Below are 17060 nucleotides of genomic sequence, written 5' to 3' on the forward strand. Positions count from 1 at the left end.
CCCTGGTTGAAACCGTCTTGAGGTGGCCGCTACCGCGATTGAGAGCGTGGCTAGACGGACTCGTTATTGGGGAGCCTGTGGATGGCGAGCACTTCAACTGGGATGTCTTCGCCTTCACCATCGCCGCGCAGGCCCGTGAAGAACGAAGCCTGGGATGGGCCCACATCGCGCTGCTGGTCTACGGAGCCCTCGCGCAACGTCATTCTGACGAGACCGAATACTCCATCAGGCTCTCGGAAATGAACCTGCGGTCAGGGATGATTGCCGATTTTGGCGAGCGCGAAGGCGACTTCGTCCTCGACTCCGCCCCCATCGTCGCGTGGGTCCAGCGCCTGACGACGATGCCTCTGGAAGAGGCCGCCCGATGGATGGCCCTTGAAGACCTCCGCGCCATCCCTATCGAGAAACTCCGAGCCATGCGCAGGCTCAAGCACGCCCTCAAAATCCTGGCCCATGCCCTGCCCAAAACACAGGTGGAGCAGAAGCACCCCGAACTCGTCCCCTGGCTCCAGTTCAGGACCCGACTGGTCTGACGCGGCGGTGCCCGCTACCCCACCCCGCCGGGCACCTGCGTCACGTGGTTCAGGAAGTCGCGCAGGATGCGCGCCGTCGCGCCCCAGATGACATGCGTCCCGTACGTATAGAAGTACAGGTCCCGCTCCGCCCCCAGGATTTCCTTCTGCTCCACGCGGAGGATGGACGGGTCCAACAGGCCCGACAGTGGCACCTCCAGGATGAAGGCCACCTCCTCAGCGCTCGGCTGGTACTTTCCGTCCCCGGGAATCACCCCCACGAAGGGCCGCACCCGGTACTGCGAAATCGTGGGCACTTCATCCAGCATGCCCAGCACCCGCACGCCGCGCCGGTCGATGCCCAGCTCCTCTTCCGTCTCGCGCAGCGCCGTGTGCAGGGGCGTGGCGTCCTCCGGGTCTCTGCCCCCGCCCGGGAAGCTGTACTGGTCCGCGTGCGTCCGCAGCGTCGCGGGCCTGCGCGTGAAGAGCACGTGAGGTACGCCGTCCCGCTCGAACACCGGCACCAGCACCGAGGCCTCCCGCAAGGCCCACCCCGGCAGGTGCACCTCACGCGCCGGCCGCGAGGACAACCGTGACTCCAGTGCCTGGAACAGCGACTCCACACTCACGGCCCACGTCCTCTCACGCTAGTCGGTAATCTGCTTCTCCACCGGCGGCGTCCCCGGCTCACCCGGAACCTCCACGTTCTCCGCGCCCGACATCGGGCTCAGCTTCCCCGTCTGGAGCAGCACCAGCAGCAGCACGCCCAGCGCCACGCGGTACACCACGAACACCAGCGTCGTCCGCGTGCGCAGGAACTTGAGCAGCCACGCGATGGCCGCCATGCCCGAGGCGAACGCCACCAGCGTCCCCACCCACAGCGCCATGGCCGACGGCCGAGTCTCCGCCTCCAGCAGGTGCTTGAGTTCGAAGACGCCCGCCAGCGTGGTGGCCGGAATGGACAACAGGAACGAGTAGCGCGCCGCGTCCTCGCGCTTGAGTCCCAGCGACAGGCCGCCCGTCAGCGTGGTGCCGGAGCGGGACGCGCCCGGAATCAGTGCCAGCGCCTGCCACATGCCGATGAGGATGCCATCCTTCCACCGCATGTCCGCCAGCGTCCGCTGGTGCGAGGCCCGCTTCTCCACAAAGAGGAGGATGAGGGCCAGCACGATGAGGCTTCCCGAAATCACGTAGAGCGAGCGGAACTCGTTCTCGATGAACTTCTTCAACGTCAGCCCGGCGATGCCGACAGGCAGCGTGCCCACCAGGACGAACCACGCCAGCCGCGCCTCCAGCGTGCCGAAGGGCTCGCGCCGCGCCAGCCCCCGGAAGAATGCCGCCACCAGAGAGACGATGTCCTTGCGGAAGTAGATGAGCACGGCCGCCACCGTGCCCAGCTGGATGACCGCCGAGTACGCCGCGCCCGGGTCCTTCCAGCCGAACAACTCCGGCGCGATGCGCAGGTGCGCCGTGGAGCTGATGGGAAGGAACTCCGTGAGACCCTGGACCAGACCCAGGACGATGGCTTCGAGGAGGCTCATAGGGTGCGGCCCCCGGATGTATGCCTGCTCTCCCCGCCCAGCAAGGGTGTTCCGCCGCCTCTGTACGCACGAACACCCACGGCCCGCACGGGACGGGTAGGCTCGGACCGCACCATGCCCCCTGCCCCCCTCTGCCCCTGCTCCTCCGGCCTGCGCTACCGCGAGTGCTGCGCGCCCTTCCACCGAGGCGAGGCCGAGCCGCCCGACGCCGAGCGCCTCATGCGCAGCCGCTATAGCGCCTTCGCACTGCGCGAGGTGGCCTGGCTGTGGAAGACGCTGCACCCCAGCCACCCCGACCGCGCGCGGCCCCAGGACGAGGTGCTGCGCGAGCTGCGCGCCTTCGCCCAGGGCACCAGTACCCGAAGCTGGTCGTCATGGACCGCCGGGCGCCGGACGCGGACGGGCTGGCGCAGGTGCTCTTCTTCGCCAAGGTGTTCGAGAAGGGAAAGGACCGATCCTTCGTGGAGCGCTCCGACTTCCGCCATGACGGCACCGGCTGGCGCTATCTGTCCGGCACGGCGCTGGCACCCAAGGAGCTGTCCGTCCCACCAGAGTCCCTCACGCTCGCCACGTTCCCTCGCTAGGTGGGCGTCTGGAAGTGGATGAAGCAGGCTGTCCGCCTGCCCTCGGAGGCGGCAGTCTCTCGTTGAAATGAAGGGGCCCTTTTCGTAGGTTCCCCGCTGACTTCGAGGAGCGCTGCGAGGCCGGACACGGCCCCAGGCTCGAAGCGGAATCACCCAACGGCGCTCACCTGTACGCGTCTCTTGCGAGGGTGAGTCGTCGCAGCATCCACACCGAACTTCCCCGAACCCGGGACGCCGCGCCCGCTGGACCAGGAGCCATTGCCATGACCGCTGCAACCAAGTCCCTGAAGCAGGATTACGCCATCGCCGACCTGTCGCTCGCCGACTGGGGCCGCAAGGAAATCCGCATCGCCGAGAGCGAAATGCCCGCGCTCATGGCCATCCGCGAGGAGTACGCCAAGACGCAGCCGCTCAAGGGCGCGCGCGTGACGGGCTCGCTGCACATGACCATCCAGACGGCCGTGCTGGTGGAGACGCTCCAGGCGCTGGGCGCCGAGGTCCGCTGGGCGTCGTGCAACATCTTCTCCACGCAGGACCACGCCGCCGCCGCGCTGGTGCAGGCCGGCACGCCGGTGTTCGCGCACAAGGGCGAGTCCCTCAAGGAGTACTGGGACTTCACCCACCGCATCTTCGACTTCGGCCCCGCGGGCAGCGACCACGAGGGTCCGAACATGATTCTGGACGACGGTGGTGACGCCACGCTGCTCATGCACCTGGGCAAGCGCGCGGAGAAGGACGCCAGCATCCTCGCCAACCCCCAGAGCGAGGAGGAGCGCGAGCTGTACGCCGCCATCAAGGCGAAGCTGGCCGAGGACGCCACCTGGTACACGCGCAAGAGCGCGAAGATTCTCGGCGTCACCGAGGAGACGACCACGGGCGTGCACCGCCTCCAGGAGATGTCCGCCAAGGGCACGCTCCTGTTCCGCGCCATCAACGTCAACGACAGCGTGACGAAGAGCAAGTTCGACAACCTGTACGGCTGCCGTGAGTCGCTGGTGGACGGCATCAAGCGCGCCACCGACGTGATGGTCGCCGGCAAGATTGCCGTCGTCGCGGGCTACGGCGACGTGGGCAAGGGCTCCGCGCAGGCGCTGCGCGCGCTGTCCGCCCAGGTGTGGGTGACGGAAATCGACCCCATCTGCGCGCTCCAGGCGGCCATGGAAGGCTACCGCGTCGTCACCATGGAGTACGCCGCGGACAAGGCGGACATCTTCGTGACGGCCACCGGTAACAAGGGCGTCATCACGCACGACCACATGGCGAAGATGAAGGACCAGGCCATCGTCTGCAACATCGGCCACTTCGACAACGAGATTGAGGTCGCCTCCCTGGAGAAGTACCAGTGGGAGGAGATCAAGCCGCAGGTCGACCACGTCATCTTCCCGGACAACAAGCGCATCATCCTGCTGGCCAAGGGCCGGCTGGTGAACCTGGGCTGCGGCACCGGCCACCCCAGCTACGTGATGTCCAGCTCGTTCGCGAACCAGACCATCGCGCAGATTGAGCTGTACTCGCACAGCGCCAACTACGAGGTCGGCAAGGTGTACGTGCTGCCCAAGCACCTGGACGAGAAGGTCGCCCGCCTCCAGCTCAAGAAGCTCAACGCGCAGCTCACCGAGCTGAGCCAGGAGCAGGCCGACTACATCGGCGTGAAGACCTCCGGCCCGTACAAGCCGGACACCTACCGCTACTAAGCGGTCCGCCGGCGCCCTCGCCCACCCGCACCGGGGCGAGGGCCTCGCCGCGCCGAAGCCTCGAGCATCACGGGCTCTCGCGAGAAGGCGAGCCGCCTCCGCAGCTGAAACACAACGGGCCGCCTCCCTCCCTGGGAAGCGGCCCGTATGCTTGCGGGCCCTCACGCGCCGGTGGGGCAGCGTGAGGCCCGAATCGAAGCGCCCTGTCTCAGACGGCCTTCAAGCGGCGGCCACCCGACGGCGTGGCGCTCTTGGCGGCATCCCGCAGCGCGTCCTTCTTCTCCTCGACGCGCTCCCAGGTGAACTCCTTCTCCGTACGGCCGAAGTGACCGTAGGCGGCGGTCTTCTGGTAGATGGGCCGCAGCAGGTTCAGGTACTCGGTGATTTCGCGCGGACGCAGGCCGAACGTCTTGCGGACGGCCAGGGCGATGCGCTCTTCCGGAACCGTGGCGGTGCCGAAGGTCTCCACCATGACGCTGACGGGCTCGGCCACGCCGATGGCGTAGGACACCTGCACCTCGCAGCGCCGGGCCAGGCCCGCGGCCACCACCGTCTTGGCGATGTGACGGCCCATGTACGCGGCCGAGCGGTCCACCTTGGACGGGTCCTTGCCGCTGAACGCGCCGCCACCGTGACGGCCCATGCCGCCGTAGGTGTCCACGATGATCTTCCGGCCCGTCAGGCCGGAGTCACCCATGGGGCCACCCACCACGAAGCGGCCGGTGGGGTTGATGAAGAACTTCGTCTTGTTGTCGATGAGCTTCTTGGGCAGCGCCTTCGCGATGACGTCCTCGCGGATGGCCTCCTGGATCTTCTTGTTGGAGACCTCTTCGGAGTGCTGCGTGGACACCACCACCGCGTCGATGCGGACGGGCCGGCCGTCGCGGTACTCCACCGTCACCTGGCTCTTGCCGTCCGGGCGGATCCACGGGTGCTGCTTGCGACGCACATCCGCCAGGCGGCGGGTGATGGCGTGCGCGTAGTGGATGGGGGCCGGCATCAGCTCCGGCGTCTCGTCGCAGGCGAAGCCGAACATCATGCCCTGGTCGCCGGCGCCCTGGTCCTTCTTGTTGTCGACACCCCGGGCGATGTCCTGGCTCTGGCCTTCGATGGCCACCATGACGCCGCAGGTGTTGCCGTCGTAGCCCATGGAGCTGTCGGTGTACCCGATGCGGCAGATGGTGCTGCGGACGAGCTTCGGGATGTCCACGTAACAGTTCGTCGTCACCTCACCCGCGACGATGGCGAGGCCCGTCTTGACGAGCGTCTCCACGGCGACGCGCGCCTGAGGGTCCTTGGCGATGATGGCATCCAGCACACCGTCGGAGATCTGGTCGGCGATCTTGTCCGGGTGGCCTTCAGTGACGGATTCAGACGTGAACAGGAAGTCGGTAGGCATGTCGTCTCAGAGGCTGCGCTGACAGTGCGCGAAGGCCGGACACTAAACGTGGCGTCCTAGAGGAGTCAAACGCGCAAGAGGGCTGCATCATTCAACTTTTCGGAATCCGCCAGGGCACAGCGACCAGGCTGCTACGGCCGGATGGCCGCCTCCCGCCCCAGCATGAATTTCGCGAGGCGCCGGACGTTCCCTTGGGCTAACAGACGTCCGCGCATCCGCTCTGGAGGAACAGCCCGACATGAACGCCCGCTTCCGTACCCTCGCCTTCCTGGCCACCTTCGCCTTCGCCCTCCCCGCGCTCGCCGCGAAGGAAGACCCCGTCGCCAAGCCGGTGAAGACCGTGGTGCAGTCCGTGCGCTACGAGCGCGACGCCCTGGCCCTCAAGCACTTCGGCAGCGCGGAGCAGGGCAAGTTCCTGCTCGGCGATAACTGGGACAAGGGCACCGAGGCGCAGCGCAAGGAGTTCGTCGCGCTGTTCCAGGACCTCTTCGCGAACATCGCCTTCCCCCGCGTGCGGGAGAACTTCAAGAACCTGGACACCATCACCTACGAGCCCTCGCAGGTGCAGGGCGCCGAGGCCACGGTGGCCTCCACCGTCTTCATCAAGCACCCGCTGAAGACGCAGGAGATGAAGCTCAAGTACCGGCTGGTGAAGGAGGCCGCCGCATGGAAGGTCGTGGACGTGACGGTGCTGGGCTCGTCCATGCTCCAGGACATCCGGGACACGCAGGTGAAGCCGCTGATGGAGAAGGGCGGCTGGGACCTCCTGCTGGAGCGCATGCGCACGGAGCTGGCGAAGGTGAAGAAGAAGTAGCCCGCCCCCGCCCGGCGGCCGGGCCACCAGGCTCCCCGGCCGCCCCACTGTTTTCGTGGGGTCTGCGCATCGCGTAGAGTCGCCCCTCCCCCATGCCTGGCCGATGACCGACCCCGCCCCCGTGCAGTCCCCCGCCCCCAGGCAGCAGCCCTCCGCCCGCGAGGTGGACGCGTTCTGCATGCAGTACGCACCCCGGGCGCCGGGCCACTCCGCCGTGCGGGATTTGTACCGGCTGCTGTGCGACGTGCCCGAGGGCGGCCTGGAGGACCGGCTCCAGTGGGTGGAGCGCTGGATGCAGTGGCTGCGCGAGCGCATCCCCGCCCACGCGCTGGTGGACGCCTCCGAACCCGAGGTCTCCGCCGCCGACAGCCGGCTGGCCCTGATGGTGCGCGTGCTCGAAGGCGAGCCCGCCATGCGCGCCACCCTCACGCGGCTGGTGGCCGCCGTGTTCGAGGGCAGCCGGGGCCTCAAGCTCTTCGCCCAGGTGGGTCTGCCCGCCGGACAGGGCTTCTTCGCGGAGGCGTCGGACCGGCTCGCCCGTTCGCTGCTGCCCGCCCCTCCGGAGCCCGGCAAGCTGTCGGAGCTGCTGCTGCGCCTGTGCCCGGACCCGGACGACGCGGACTGGCTGGCACGGCTGTCCCCCGCGCGGCTCGCGCAGCTCGCGGCGCTGGTCGGTGAACCCGCGTCGCCAGAGCCCATGCCCGGCGCCCGCGTGCGCGCGGATTTGATGGACGCGCTGCTGCTGCTGGCGGTGCAGGTGGCGGCCCTGGGCATGGCCGAGGACGTGCGCGACCGCAGCCCGGAGACGTCCTTCCGCGCATCGCCCTTCCTGCGGATGCGGCTGGTCTGTGACGCGGTCCTGGCGCGCGACGCGGCGGCGGACACGCTGCGGGACTTGTCGCAATGCGTGGCCGACTGCCGCCAGGTGGTGGGCAGCGTGTCACGCCACCTGGAGGACGCGGGCGTCAGCGTGGACCTGGTGTACCGGCTGGAGCGCATCCGCCGGGGCCTGGAGCGCATGGAGGCCATTGCCCGCGTGCTGGGGGCCCCTCGGGGCGAAGCGCGCTGGCGCGAGGCCATGACGCTGGTGTCGGACCTGCTGCGGCGCGCGCACGCGGACCGCTCCGTGGTGGAGCTGGTGAAGCGCAACATGCGGATGCTGGCGCGCAAGATCATCGAGCGCGCGGGCCACTCCGGCGAGCACTACATCACCAGCACCCGCGAGGGCTTCCACGCCATGGTGCACTCCGCGGCGGGCGGCGGCCTGGTGACGGCGGCGGCGGTGGCCATCAAGGTGTTCCTGTCGGGCCTGGTGCTGGCGCCCTTCTTCTCCTTCATGGCCGTGGGCCTCAACTACGCCCTGTCCTTCCTCCTCATCCAGGCCCTGGGCTTCACCCTGGCCACCAAGCAGCCGTCCGTGACGGCGGCCACGCTGGCGGGCGCGGTGGGGGAAGGCGCCCGGGGCGAGCGGCTGGCCAATCTGGTGGAGCTCATCCCCCGCATAACCCGCTCCCAACTGGCGGCCTTCGCGGGCAACCTGGGCGTGGTGGCCCCGGTGGCCATCGTGTTCGCGCTGGGGTACCAGTTCATCACCGGCCACGCCTTCATGAGCCAGGCCAAGGCCCAGGCCATGGTGGCCTCGCTGCACCCGTGGAAGAGCGGCACGCTGCTCTTCGCCGCCATGACGGGCGTCCTGCTGTGGATGAGCAGCGTGGCGGGTGGGTGGTTGGAGAACTTCGTGGTGTACCGCAGGCTCCCCGAGGCGCTGGCCCACCACCGCCTGCCGCGGCGGCTCCTGGGCGAGGCGCGCGCCCGCCGGCTGGCGGCGGGCTTTCAGCACGCGGCCTCTGGCCTGGGGGCCAACGTGACGCTGGGCTTCATGCTGGCCCTGGCGCCGGTGGTGGGCCGCTTCTTCGGCCTGACGCTGGACGTGCGCCACGTCACCTTCGTGCTCGGCTCGCTCTCCCTGGCGGGCACGGCGTTGGGGCCCGGGGCGGTGCTCCAGCCGGAGTTCATGGCGGCGCTGGCGGGCATGGCCCTCACCGGCCTCATCAACTTCTGGGTGTCCTTCTCGCTGGCGCTGGGGGTGGCCGTTCGCGCCCGTGACGTCCCGACCCGCGAAGCCCTGCCCTTCCTGCGCGCCGTGCTCGCGCACCTGGTGAAGCACCCGCGCTCGTTCCTTTTGCCTCCCAAGGAACCGGAAAACGACGTGCTGCGGGTCTCCGCGCCGCCCGCCCCCTGAAAGTGGGCCCTGGGGCGCCCCGCCATGACGCGGGCGTCCGTGGCAGGGCAGCGGCCTGCCGGCCGGGCTTTGCCTTTCGGGCCAGGGCGTTTGCCGGTAGGGTCGCCGCCGTATGAGCGGCGATAGAAATCCGAACTCCCACTCCCGTTTCGCCCACGCCTTCGCCGGACTGCTCGTCCGCAGGCCTGGGGCCGTCCTCCTGGTGATGCTGGCCCTGCTGGCCGTGTCGCTGTGGGGGACGTCGAAGCTCCACATCAACTCCAACCAGCTCGACCTCATCTCCCAGGACCTGGAAGAGGTGAAGGACGTCAAGCAGGTCATCGACATGGTGGGAGGCAGCGGCTTCCTCATGGTCGCCCTGCGCTCGTCAGACGAGGCCGCGCTCAAGCGCACCGCCGACGACCTCGCGAAAATCATGCAGGACGACAAGGAGAACGTCCGCAACGTCTCCTACAAGCTGCCCGTCGAGTTCATCCAGCAGAACATGGTCCTCTTCGTGAAGACGGAGGACCTGGTCGAGGGCAAGCGCCGCATCATGGCGTTCCTGCGCGACAAGCTGAAGCGCAGCAACCCGTTCTTCATCGACCTAGGCGGCTCCAAGCCTGTCGAGCTCGACATGCAGGACCTGGTCGACAAGTACTCCTCCATTGGCAAGAAGAGCATCCGCGACGACTACAACATCTCCAACGACAAGAAGATGTTGATGATGCTCGTCAAGCCGCTGTGGGACAACACGGAGATCGGCAAGACGAAGGACTACCTCGAGCGGCTCAAGGGTCAGCTCGAGGCGTACTCCACCCAGCCCGGCAGCGTGAAGCTGGTGGAGGACTACAAGCTGATGGGCGATGACAAGACCATCGCCTACGGCTTCACCGGCTCCTACAAGACGACGGTGGATGACTCCTACGCCATCGAGGAGTCGCTGGAGCCGGTGACGCTCATCGCCCTGGGCTCCATCTTCATCATCACCATCATCTTCTTCCGTAAGCTGGCGCCCACCTTCCTCGTGGTGATTGGCACGGTGGTGGGCACGATCTATACGCTCGGCTTCACCTACGCGACGGTGGGTGAGCTGAACATGATTACGTCCATCCTGGGCGGCATCCTGCTCGGCTTCGGCATCGACTACGGCATCCACTTCGTCTTCCGCACGCGGCTGGAGCTGGGCGCGGGCAAGCCGTACGACGTGGCCATCCGGGACGCGGTGATGAACGCGGGCCGTCCGGCCGCGGTGGCCGCGGTGGTGACGGCCGGCTCCTTCTTCGTGCTGATGGTCAGCGAGTTCCGCGGCTTCAGCCAGTTCGGCTTCCTGGCCGGCGCGGGCACGCTCATCCTGGGCCTGACGCTGTTCTGCTGGAGCGCCTCCATCCTGGCGCTGGCCGGCCGCATCAACCCGGAGCTGCCCCAGAAGCTCATCGGCGTGATGAAGCCGCCGCCCACCAACTCCGCCACCACCGGCAAGGAGCTGCGCATCCCCAAGCCGAAGCTGGTGCTGGGCATCAGCACGGCCATCGTCGCGCTCATCTGCGCCGCCGCGGTGCCCTGGGCCGGTTCGGAGGAGCCGCCCAAGGGCGTGGAGCTGGGCTTCTTCGAGCGCCTCAAGTACGGCGTGAGCTTCAACTACAACACCCGCGCGCTCATCCCCGACGGCATGTCGTCCGTGCTGCTCCAGGACGAAATCAACGAGCGCTTCAACATCTCCAGCGACCCGATGGCCATCTACACCAAGGACCTGGACGAGGCCGAAGGTGTGTACCGGGAGCTGACGCAGAACGCGCACAAGTACCCCTCCATCGACCAGGTGGTGAGCATCTTCACCTTCGTGCCCCCGGCGGAGACGGCCGCGGCAAACGCCAAGGTGCTGGAGGAGTGGAAGGCGGAGATGAAGCAGTTGGAGGACGAGGGCTTCTCCGTCGCCGCGCTGCCTCCGGAGATGCAGGCCAACGCGGGCTTCTTCCAGAAGGTGCTGGACGCCAAGCCCTTCGACGTCCACGGCGTCCCGCCCAACTACACCGCCCAGTTCCGCAACCTGCCTTCCGCCAAGCCGGAGAACCACGGCTACCTCACGTTCATCTACGCGAGCGTGGACCTGATGGACGGCCAGAAGATGCTGAAGTTCTCCGATGAGACGAAGGTCATCAAGGCCGCGTACACGCCGGGCAAGTTCGACCAGGACGCGTGGGACCCCAAGACCCCCACGGTGGAGAAGGAGTTCCGCGCCGCGGGTGCCACGCAGCTCTACGCGCGGCTGGCGCGCATCGTCCTCTGGGACGGCAAGGTCACCGTGGTGCTCACCGCGCTTTGGATCCTGGCCATGCACTTCCTGGACTTCCGCAACGTGAAGCTGGCGCTGGCGTCCGTGATTCCGCTCGGCGTGGGCGTGGCGATGATGCTGGGCATCATGGCGCTGACGGGGCTGCGCCTGAACTTCATGAACATCATCATCCTGCCCATCCTCCTGGGCTTCGGGGTGAGTCACGGCCTCTACCTGCTCCACCGCTTCCTGGAAGGCACCTCACCCCTGGTGGCCTTGCGCAGCGTGGGCGCGGCCGTCGCGTCCTCCACGCTCACGGCGGTGGTGGCCTTCGCGGCGCTGCTGGCCGCGGCCCACAACGGCCTGCGCTCCATGGGTCTGGTAGCGTGCATTGGTCTCATCACCACCCTGGTGGTGTCCTTCACGGTGCTGGCCGCGGTGATGCAGCTCATGTACGACCGGCGTCAGCGCGAGTCGGGCGCGTCCTCCGGTGAGGGCGGCTCGACTGGCGGTGGCAAGGACTCCGAGCCGAAGGCGGCCTGAGCCGTCTGGCTCGGGCGTGTACCTGAAGGAGGCCCCCTTCCCGCGGAAGGGGGCCGGGAGAGGGACATCATGATGAAGCGACTGTTGCCCGTGCTCGGGCTGGGCCTGCTGTCCGGATGCTCCGCGGTGAAGAATCAGCGGCTGCGCAGTGACTACGACACGGTGGACAAGCACCAGGTGAAGCGCCTGGTGGTGGTGACGCAGCCGCTGCCCGATGGCAAGGTCGCCGTGGGCGAGCTGTGGAGCCTCATCGCCCGCCAGTGGGTGAACCAGAACCGCGACTTCCTGGTGAAGGAGAGCGCGGCGCTGCCAGACGTGCCCACGGACGCAACGTTCAAGGCCCTGTGCGTGGAGGGGCTGGAGGGCGTGCTCTGGCTGTCCCCCCAGATTCAGCTCCGGGGCAGCGGCGCGGAGGCCGCGGTGCACGCGAAGCTGGTGCGCTGCCGCGACGGCGAAGAGGTCTGGTCCGCCGAAGCCGCCGGGAGCTGGAACTCCAAGGACGAGGACTACGAGCAGCGCGTGGGCCAGTACGTCCAGGAGCTGGGTGAAGAAGTGGCGCCCTACGTGGTGCCGTCCAGCAAGCTGCTGACGGCCACGCTGGACACCTTGCCCAATCCCGAACTGAGCGAAGCGGACAAGGACGAGAAAATCGAGCTGGGTGAGTAGGCTCCCTGCTCGTGGATGAGCAGACCGTCGCGCTGAGACTGGCCCTGGCCGCCCTGCTCGGGGGCGTGCTGGGCCTGGAACGTGAGGTGCGCGGCCAGGCGGCCGGGCTGCGCACCCACATCCTCGTCTCCCTGGGCGCGTGCTGCTTCACGCTGGCCAGCGTCTTCATCGAAGTGGCGTTGGGCCCTGACACCCCCGAGGGTACCCGGGGCGACATCAGCCGCATCGCCAGCCAGGTGGTGGTGGGCATCGGCTTCCTGGGCGCGGGCGTCATCCTGCGCCACAACGGACAGGTGAAGGGCCTGACGACGGCGGCCAACCTCTGGCTCACCGCGTCCGTGGGCCTGGCCGCCGGCCTGGGCTTCTACTTCGCCGCCGTCACCACCATGGCCATTGCCCTGCTGTGCCTGGCGGGCCTGCGTCCCCTGGAGCGCGCCATCAGGCGCTACCGCAAGCGGCACCGCGCGACGCGCACCCCGGACGTGGACGAAGACGCCGAGGCCTAGCGACGCCCGCGCCCCGGACGTCCGGCCCGCGCTGTTGCTTGCGCCACATTCGCAATCAAGTTACAACAGAACCCAGGAAACCACAAACACCGTCCCGACGTGACTCCGCGGCGGCGCATCGCCGCGGCATGCCCTGTCATGTCCGCGCGGCCGGAGCCCACCATGCCCAAGGGAAACCGCACCATCATCCAGCTCGTGTCGTCGGCGAAGCGCCAGCTGAAGAAGTACGACCCGCGCGTGCGCAAGCATGTGCTGTTCGTGGAGGGCAAGCCATGACGGCCCCCGCGGCCGCGGCCCGGCTGCCGGTGACGGTGCTCTCCGGCTTCCTGGGAGCGGGCAAGACGACGCTGCTCAACCACGTCCTCCAGAACCGGGAGGGCCTGCGGGTGGCGGTCATCGTCAACGACATGAGCGAGGTGAACATCGACGGCCGGCTGGTGAAGACGGGCGGCGGCGCGCTGAGCCGGGTGGACGAGAAGCTGGTGGAGCTGTCCAACGGCTGCATCTGCTGCACGCTGCGCGAGGACCTGCTGTTGGAGGTCTCCCGGCTCGCCCGGGAGGGCCGCTTCGACTACCTGCTCATCGAATCCACCGGCATCTCCGAGCCGCTGCCCGTCGCTGAGACGTTCACCTTCACGGACGAGCAGGGCCAGGGCCTGTCGGACGTGGCGCGGCTGGACACGCTCGTCACCGTGGTGGACGCCCTCAACTTCCCGCGGGACTGGAACGCCGCGGATGACCTCGCCGCGCGCGGACTGGCCGCGGCGGACGAGGACGAGCGCACCGTGGTGGACCTGCTGGTGGAGCAGGTGGAGTTCGCGGACGTGCTCGTCCTCAACAAGACGGACCTCGTCCCGGCGGAGGAGCTGGCCCGGCTGAAGGACATCCTGCGCAAGCTCAACCCGGACGCGCACCTCGTCACCTCCGAGCGGGGCCGCGTGCCCCCCTCCGCCGTGCTCAACACCGGCCGCTTCGACTTCGAACGCGCGCGGCGCGCACCGGGCTGGCTCAAGGAGCTGCGGGGCGAACACACGCCGGAGACGGAGACCTACGGCATCCGCAGCTTCGTCTTCCGCGGCCGCGTGCCCTTCCACCCCGCGCGGCTGTGGGACTTCATCCACGAGAGCTGGCGGGGCGTGCTGCGCTCCAAGGGCTTCTTCTGGCTCGCCACGCGGATGGACATCGCCGGCGTCTGGGCCCAGGCGGGCGGCGCCTGCAGCTTCGAGCCCGGCGGCGTGTGGTGGGACGCGATACCCCGCGCCGAGTGGCCAGAGGATGCCCAGGCGCGCGCCGACATCGAGCGCGAGTGCGTGGGCCCACACGGAGACCGGCGGCAGGAAATCGTCTTCATCACGCAGGACGCGGACCATGAGGAGATGGCCCGGCTGCTCGAGGCCTGTCTGCTCACGCCGGCGGAACTGGCGCGCGGCCCCCAGGGCTGGGCGCGCCTGGAAGACCCGTTCCCCGAATGGCAGGTGCAGCGGACGGACGCGCCCGCCGAGGACGAGGAGCATGCCTGATGCAGCCCGCCCTCCGCCCCCTCGCGCCGCCCACTCATGCCTTCGTGTGGACGCCCGAGGAGCTCGCGGACATCTACCGCGAGGCGCTGAAGGCGCGCATCCGCGACCGCACCCTGTCCCATGAAGAAAGGCGCGGCGCAGGACGCTGTGGCGTCACTGCCCCGCGACTCGAACCCCAACCGCGTGACGAACCGCTGCGCGCTGACGGGAAGGCCTCGGGGCAACCTGAGGCGCTTCGCGCCTGTCGCGCATCGCGTTCCGTGAGAAGGCGCTCCGGGGAGTGATTCCCGGCGTCATCAAGTCGAGCTGGTGAGCAACGCCTCGGCGGCCGCTCAGTGGCGCGTGTACCGCCGCGCATCCGAGGGAGGCGCCTCGCGACGAGGCGCCGCATCGCCTTCCTCGCTGGCCCACTGCCGCGCCATGCCGGAGGACTCTCGGGCCGATGCCGGCACCGGGGACTCCTCGTCGGTGTCGTCGTGCGCCCAGCCCAGTCCGCCCGTCAAATCGTGCTGGAGCGGCAGGCCCGCCGTGGTGGAGGTCCGCCGCGCGGGCGCCAGGGCCTCCGGCTTGAGGTCCGGGAGGTGCGACAACTCCTCACGCAGATAGACATCCTCCCCGTCGATGTCCGCCACATCCGAAAAGGCCATCCGGCAGTCGCGCGTGAAGAGACGCCCTCTCCCAATGAAGAAGCCCGCCGCGTCCGCGGCGATGATGGTGCCCACCTTCTCACCGTCCCGGTCTCTCGCGGTCATGCCCATCTGGATGTTGGCGGGATTGAACATGCTTGCTCCTGGGGCGAGCCCCTGTGCTCGTCCCAGCAAGTTGCACACGACGGCTCGCGTCCGGAATCCCCTTCGGGTCCGGTAGCCATGTTGGCAAGCCACCGCCGTCCGCCCCGCCCTCACGGGCGGGGGGTCAGGCCGTGTTCCGTCCCGAGGGCGGAGTCCCATGCTCGGAGGGCTCGTGGTCCGTGGGCTCCACGTTCCCTACCCCCGGCGCGCCCGGCTCCATCGTCTCACTGAAGCGGCGGTCCATCTCCGTGCGCACATAGCGCTCGATTTCCTCCGCCGTGGTCAGCTCCATGGCGTTCTGCAACAGCTCCATGGCGGCCGCGCGGCTCACCCGGCGAAGGAAGCGCTTCACCACCGGAATCTGCCCCGACGTCATGGACAGCTCGTCGAAGCCCAACGCCAGCAGCACCAGGGTGTAGAGCGGATCTCCCGCCATTTCCCCACACATGGACACGGGGATGTTGGCCGCCCGGCCCGCGTCGATGATGCCGCGCAGCTGCCGGAGCACGGACAGGTGCAGGGGCCGGTAGAGGTAGGCGACCTCGCGATTCTGGCGGTCGATGGCCAGCGAATACTGGATGAGGTCGTTGGTCCCCACCGAGAAGAAGTCCGCCTCCTGGGCCAGCCGGTCGGCGATGGTGGCCGCGCTGGGCGTCTCCACCATGATGCCCACGGGGAAGCGCTTGCCCACGGGGACACCCGCGCGGCCCAGCTCCGTGCGGCAGGCCTCCAGCTCGCTCCGGGCCTCGCGCAGCTCGCTCACCCCGCAGATGAGGGGGAACATCAGCCGCAGGTTGCCGTGCACGCTGGCGCGCAGCAGGGCGCGCAGCTGGGTGCGGAACAGCTCCCGGTTGGACAGACAGTAGCGGATGGCCCGCAGGCCCATGGCCGGGTTGGGTTCCTTCTCGTGCTTCGTCTTGCCCGGCACCTTGTCGCCGCCCAGGTCCAACGTGCGGATGGTCACGGGGCGCCCGCCCATGGCCTCCAGCACCTGGCGGTAGGCGCGGTAGTGCTCCTCCTCGGTGGGCGCCGTCTTCCGGTCCAGGAACATGAACTCGGTGCGATACAGGCCAATGCCTTCCGCGCCGTGCGCCAGCAGCGAGGGGATTTCCTCCAGGAACTCGATGTTGCCGTTGAGGCGAATCTGGAAGCCGTCGGTGCTGACGGCGGGCAGGTCCTTGGTCGCCAGGGCCAGCCGCTCGCTCTCCTGGTAGCGGCGCTGCTCCTCGCGGAAGACGGCGAGCTGCTCGTCCGAGGGGTTCACCAGCACCACGCCCCGGATGCCATCCATGGCCACCAGGTCACCCGGCGAAATCTGTTCGCTGGCCCGGCCGGCGCCCACCACCGCGGGCGTCTCCCGCGCGCGGGCGACGATGGCGGTGTGGCTCGTCTGGCCGCCCAGGTCCGTCACGAAGCCCCCCACCCGGCCGCTGCGCGCCATCAGCGCCGCGTCCGCGGGGGACAAGTCATGTGCGACGACGATGGCCTCCGCGGGGACTTCCACTTCCTCATCCACCACCTGCCCCATCAGGTTGCGGATGATTCGGTCGGCGACGTAGTCCACGTCCGAGCGGCGCTCGCGGAAGTACTCGTCGGGGATGTTGTCGAACAGGTGCTTGATTTTGCGCGCCACGCGCCGGACGGCCCACTCGGCGTTGATGCGGTCCTCGATGATGAGCCGGTTCACCTCGTCCACGAGCATGGGGTCGTGGAGCATCAACCGGTGCGCCTCGAGGATGAGGGCGTGGTCGCTGCCCTCGGTGCGCGTAATCTGCTCCTTCAGCTCGGCGAGCTGGCGGTCGGACAGGTCAATGGCTGTCTTCATCCGCATCCGCTCGGGCTCGACCTCCGCCTCCGCCAGCCGCAGCTTGGGCGTGCGGATGCGTTTGCGGTCCAGGATGAAGGCGTGCCCCACCGCCACGCCGGGAGAGGCACCGATGCCCAACAACCTCAGAGTGGGGGTGGCCTGGCTGCTCACGGTTCCTTCCGTTCCT

14 protein-coding genes, 2 pseudogenes and 1 riboswitch are annotated in these 17060 nt (G+C 68.5%); of the genes and pseudogenes, 11 read left to right on the plus strand and 5 right to left on the minus strand.

What is annotated here, in order from left to right; translation table 11 throughout:
* Window positions 1–77 precede the first annotated feature (77 nt).
* A complete protein-coding gene (locus tag OZ403_RS34440) occupies window positions 78–533 on the plus strand; it encodes a hypothetical protein (RefSeq protein WP_237080760.1) in 456 nt (151 codons plus the stop codon).
* A gap of 14 nt (window positions 534–547) precedes the next feature.
* On the opposite strand, the gene OZ403_RS34445 is transcribed toward OZ403_RS34440, so the two are convergent.
* Together OZ403_RS34445 and OZ403_RS34450 are read right to left on the minus strand one after the other, a co-directional pair.
* The gene (locus tag OZ403_RS34445) at window positions 548–1141 is read right to left on the minus strand and encodes a CoA pyrophosphatase (RefSeq protein ID WP_140795446.1); all 594 of its coding nucleotides are present in this window, start codon (window positions 1139–1141) and stop codon (window positions 548–550) included.
* 18 nt (window positions 1142–1159) lie between these two features.
* Window positions 1160–2053 (minus strand): undecaprenyl-diphosphate phosphatase, encoded by an 894-nt coding sequence (locus OZ403_RS34450; protein WP_140800071.1) that lies wholly within the window; start codon window positions 2051–2053, stop codon window positions 1160–1162.
* Between the two features lie 114 nt (window positions 2054–2167).
* Here OZ403_RS34450 and OZ403_RS34455 point away from each other — a divergent pair.
* Together OZ403_RS34455 and ahcY are read left to right on the plus strand one after the other, a co-directional pair.
* Window positions 2168–2637: pseudogene (locus OZ403_RS34455) on the plus strand (YchJ family protein).
* A 98-nt stretch (window positions 2638–2735) separates the two neighbouring features.
* A riboswitch (S-adenosyl-L-homocysteine riboswitch) is annotated at window positions 2736–2809 on the plus strand.
* 91 nt (window positions 2810–2900) lie between these two features.
* The gene (gene ahcY, locus OZ403_RS34460; protein WP_140800073.1) at window positions 2901–4331 is read left to right on the plus strand and encodes an adenosylhomocysteinase; all 1431 of its coding nucleotides are present in this window, start codon (window positions 2901–2903) and stop codon (window positions 4329–4331) included.
* Between the two features lie 208 nt (window positions 4332–4539).
* Here ahcY and metK read toward each other — a convergent pair whose 3' ends face one another.
* On the minus strand, window positions 4540–5730 hold the full coding sequence (gene metK, locus OZ403_RS34465) for a methionine adenosyltransferase (protein ID WP_140795450.1): 1191 nt from the start codon (window positions 5728–5730) through the stop codon (window positions 4540–4542).
* A 238-nt stretch (window positions 5731–5968) separates the two neighbouring features.
* Between metK and OZ403_RS34470 the strand changes: the two genes are divergently transcribed.
* From OZ403_RS34470 to rpsN, 8 genes and pseudogenes are all read left to right on the plus strand, one after another.
* Window positions 5969–6544, plus strand: a complete 576-nt coding sequence (locus OZ403_RS34470; RefSeq protein ID WP_140795451.1) for a Tgt2/MlaC family protein — start codon at window positions 5969–5971, stop codon at window positions 6542–6544.
* 103 nt (window positions 6545–6647) lie between these two features.
* Window positions 6648–8786, plus strand: coding sequence for a site-specific recombinase (locus OZ403_RS34475; RefSeq protein WP_268782750.1), 2139 nt, complete (start codon window positions 6648–6650; stop codon window positions 8784–8786).
* 112 nt (window positions 8787–8898) lie between these two features.
* The gene (locus OZ403_RS34480; protein WP_140795453.1) at window positions 8899–11583 is read left to right on the plus strand and encodes an efflux RND transporter permease subunit; all 2685 of its coding nucleotides are present in this window, start codon (window positions 8899–8901) and stop codon (window positions 11581–11583) included.
* 69 nt (window positions 11584–11652) lie between these two features.
* Window positions 11653–12249, plus strand: coding sequence for an MXAN_6521/LA_1396 family lipoprotein (locus tag OZ403_RS34485; protein WP_140795454.1), 597 nt, complete (start codon window positions 11653–11655; stop codon window positions 12247–12249).
* A gap of 11 nt (window positions 12250–12260) precedes the next feature.
* A complete protein-coding gene (locus OZ403_RS34490; RefSeq protein WP_140795455.1) occupies window positions 12261–12755 on the plus strand; it encodes an MgtC/SapB family protein in 495 nt (164 codons plus the stop codon).
* A gap of 162 nt (window positions 12756–12917) precedes the next feature.
* Window positions 12918–13031 carry a 50S ribosomal protein L33 gene (rpmG, locus tag OZ403_RS34495; protein ID WP_268782751.1) on the plus strand — a complete coding sequence of 38 codons (114 nt, stop codon included), beginning with the start codon at window positions 12918–12920 and terminating at the stop codon, window positions 13029–13031.
* Window positions 13028–14275 carry a zinc metallochaperone GTPase ZigA gene (gene zigA, locus OZ403_RS34500; protein ID WP_140795457.1) on the plus strand — a complete coding sequence of 416 codons (1248 nt, stop codon included), beginning with the start codon at window positions 13028–13030 and terminating at the stop codon, window positions 14273–14275. The genes rpmG and zigA overlap by 4 nt, the downstream gene beginning before the upstream one ends.
* Before the next feature lie 77 nt (window positions 14276–14352).
* A pseudogene (rpsN, locus tag OZ403_RS39540) lies at window positions 14353–14588 on the plus strand (30S ribosomal protein S14); the annotation flags it as partial.
* A gap of 19 nt (window positions 14589–14607) precedes the next feature.
* Here the strand turns inward: rpsN and OZ403_RS34515 are convergent.
* Both OZ403_RS34515 and ptsP read right to left on the minus strand, forming a co-directional pair.
* A complete protein-coding gene (locus tag OZ403_RS34515; RefSeq protein ID WP_237077712.1) occupies window positions 14608–15057 on the minus strand; it encodes a hypothetical protein in 450 nt (149 codons plus the stop codon).
* A gap of 133 nt (window positions 15058–15190) precedes the next feature.
* A complete protein-coding gene (gene ptsP, locus OZ403_RS34520) occupies window positions 15191–17044 on the minus strand; it encodes a phosphoenolpyruvate--protein phosphotransferase (protein WP_140795459.1) in 1854 nt (617 codons plus the stop codon).
* Window positions 17045–17060: the final 16 nt, after the last annotated feature.

Origin of the sequence: Myxococcus sp. NMCA1, from assembly GCF_026810205.1 — a bacterium.
In the GTDB taxonomy this organism is placed as follows: Bacteria; Myxococcota; Myxococcia; order Myxococcales; family Myxococcaceae; genus Myxococcus; species Myxococcus xanthus_A.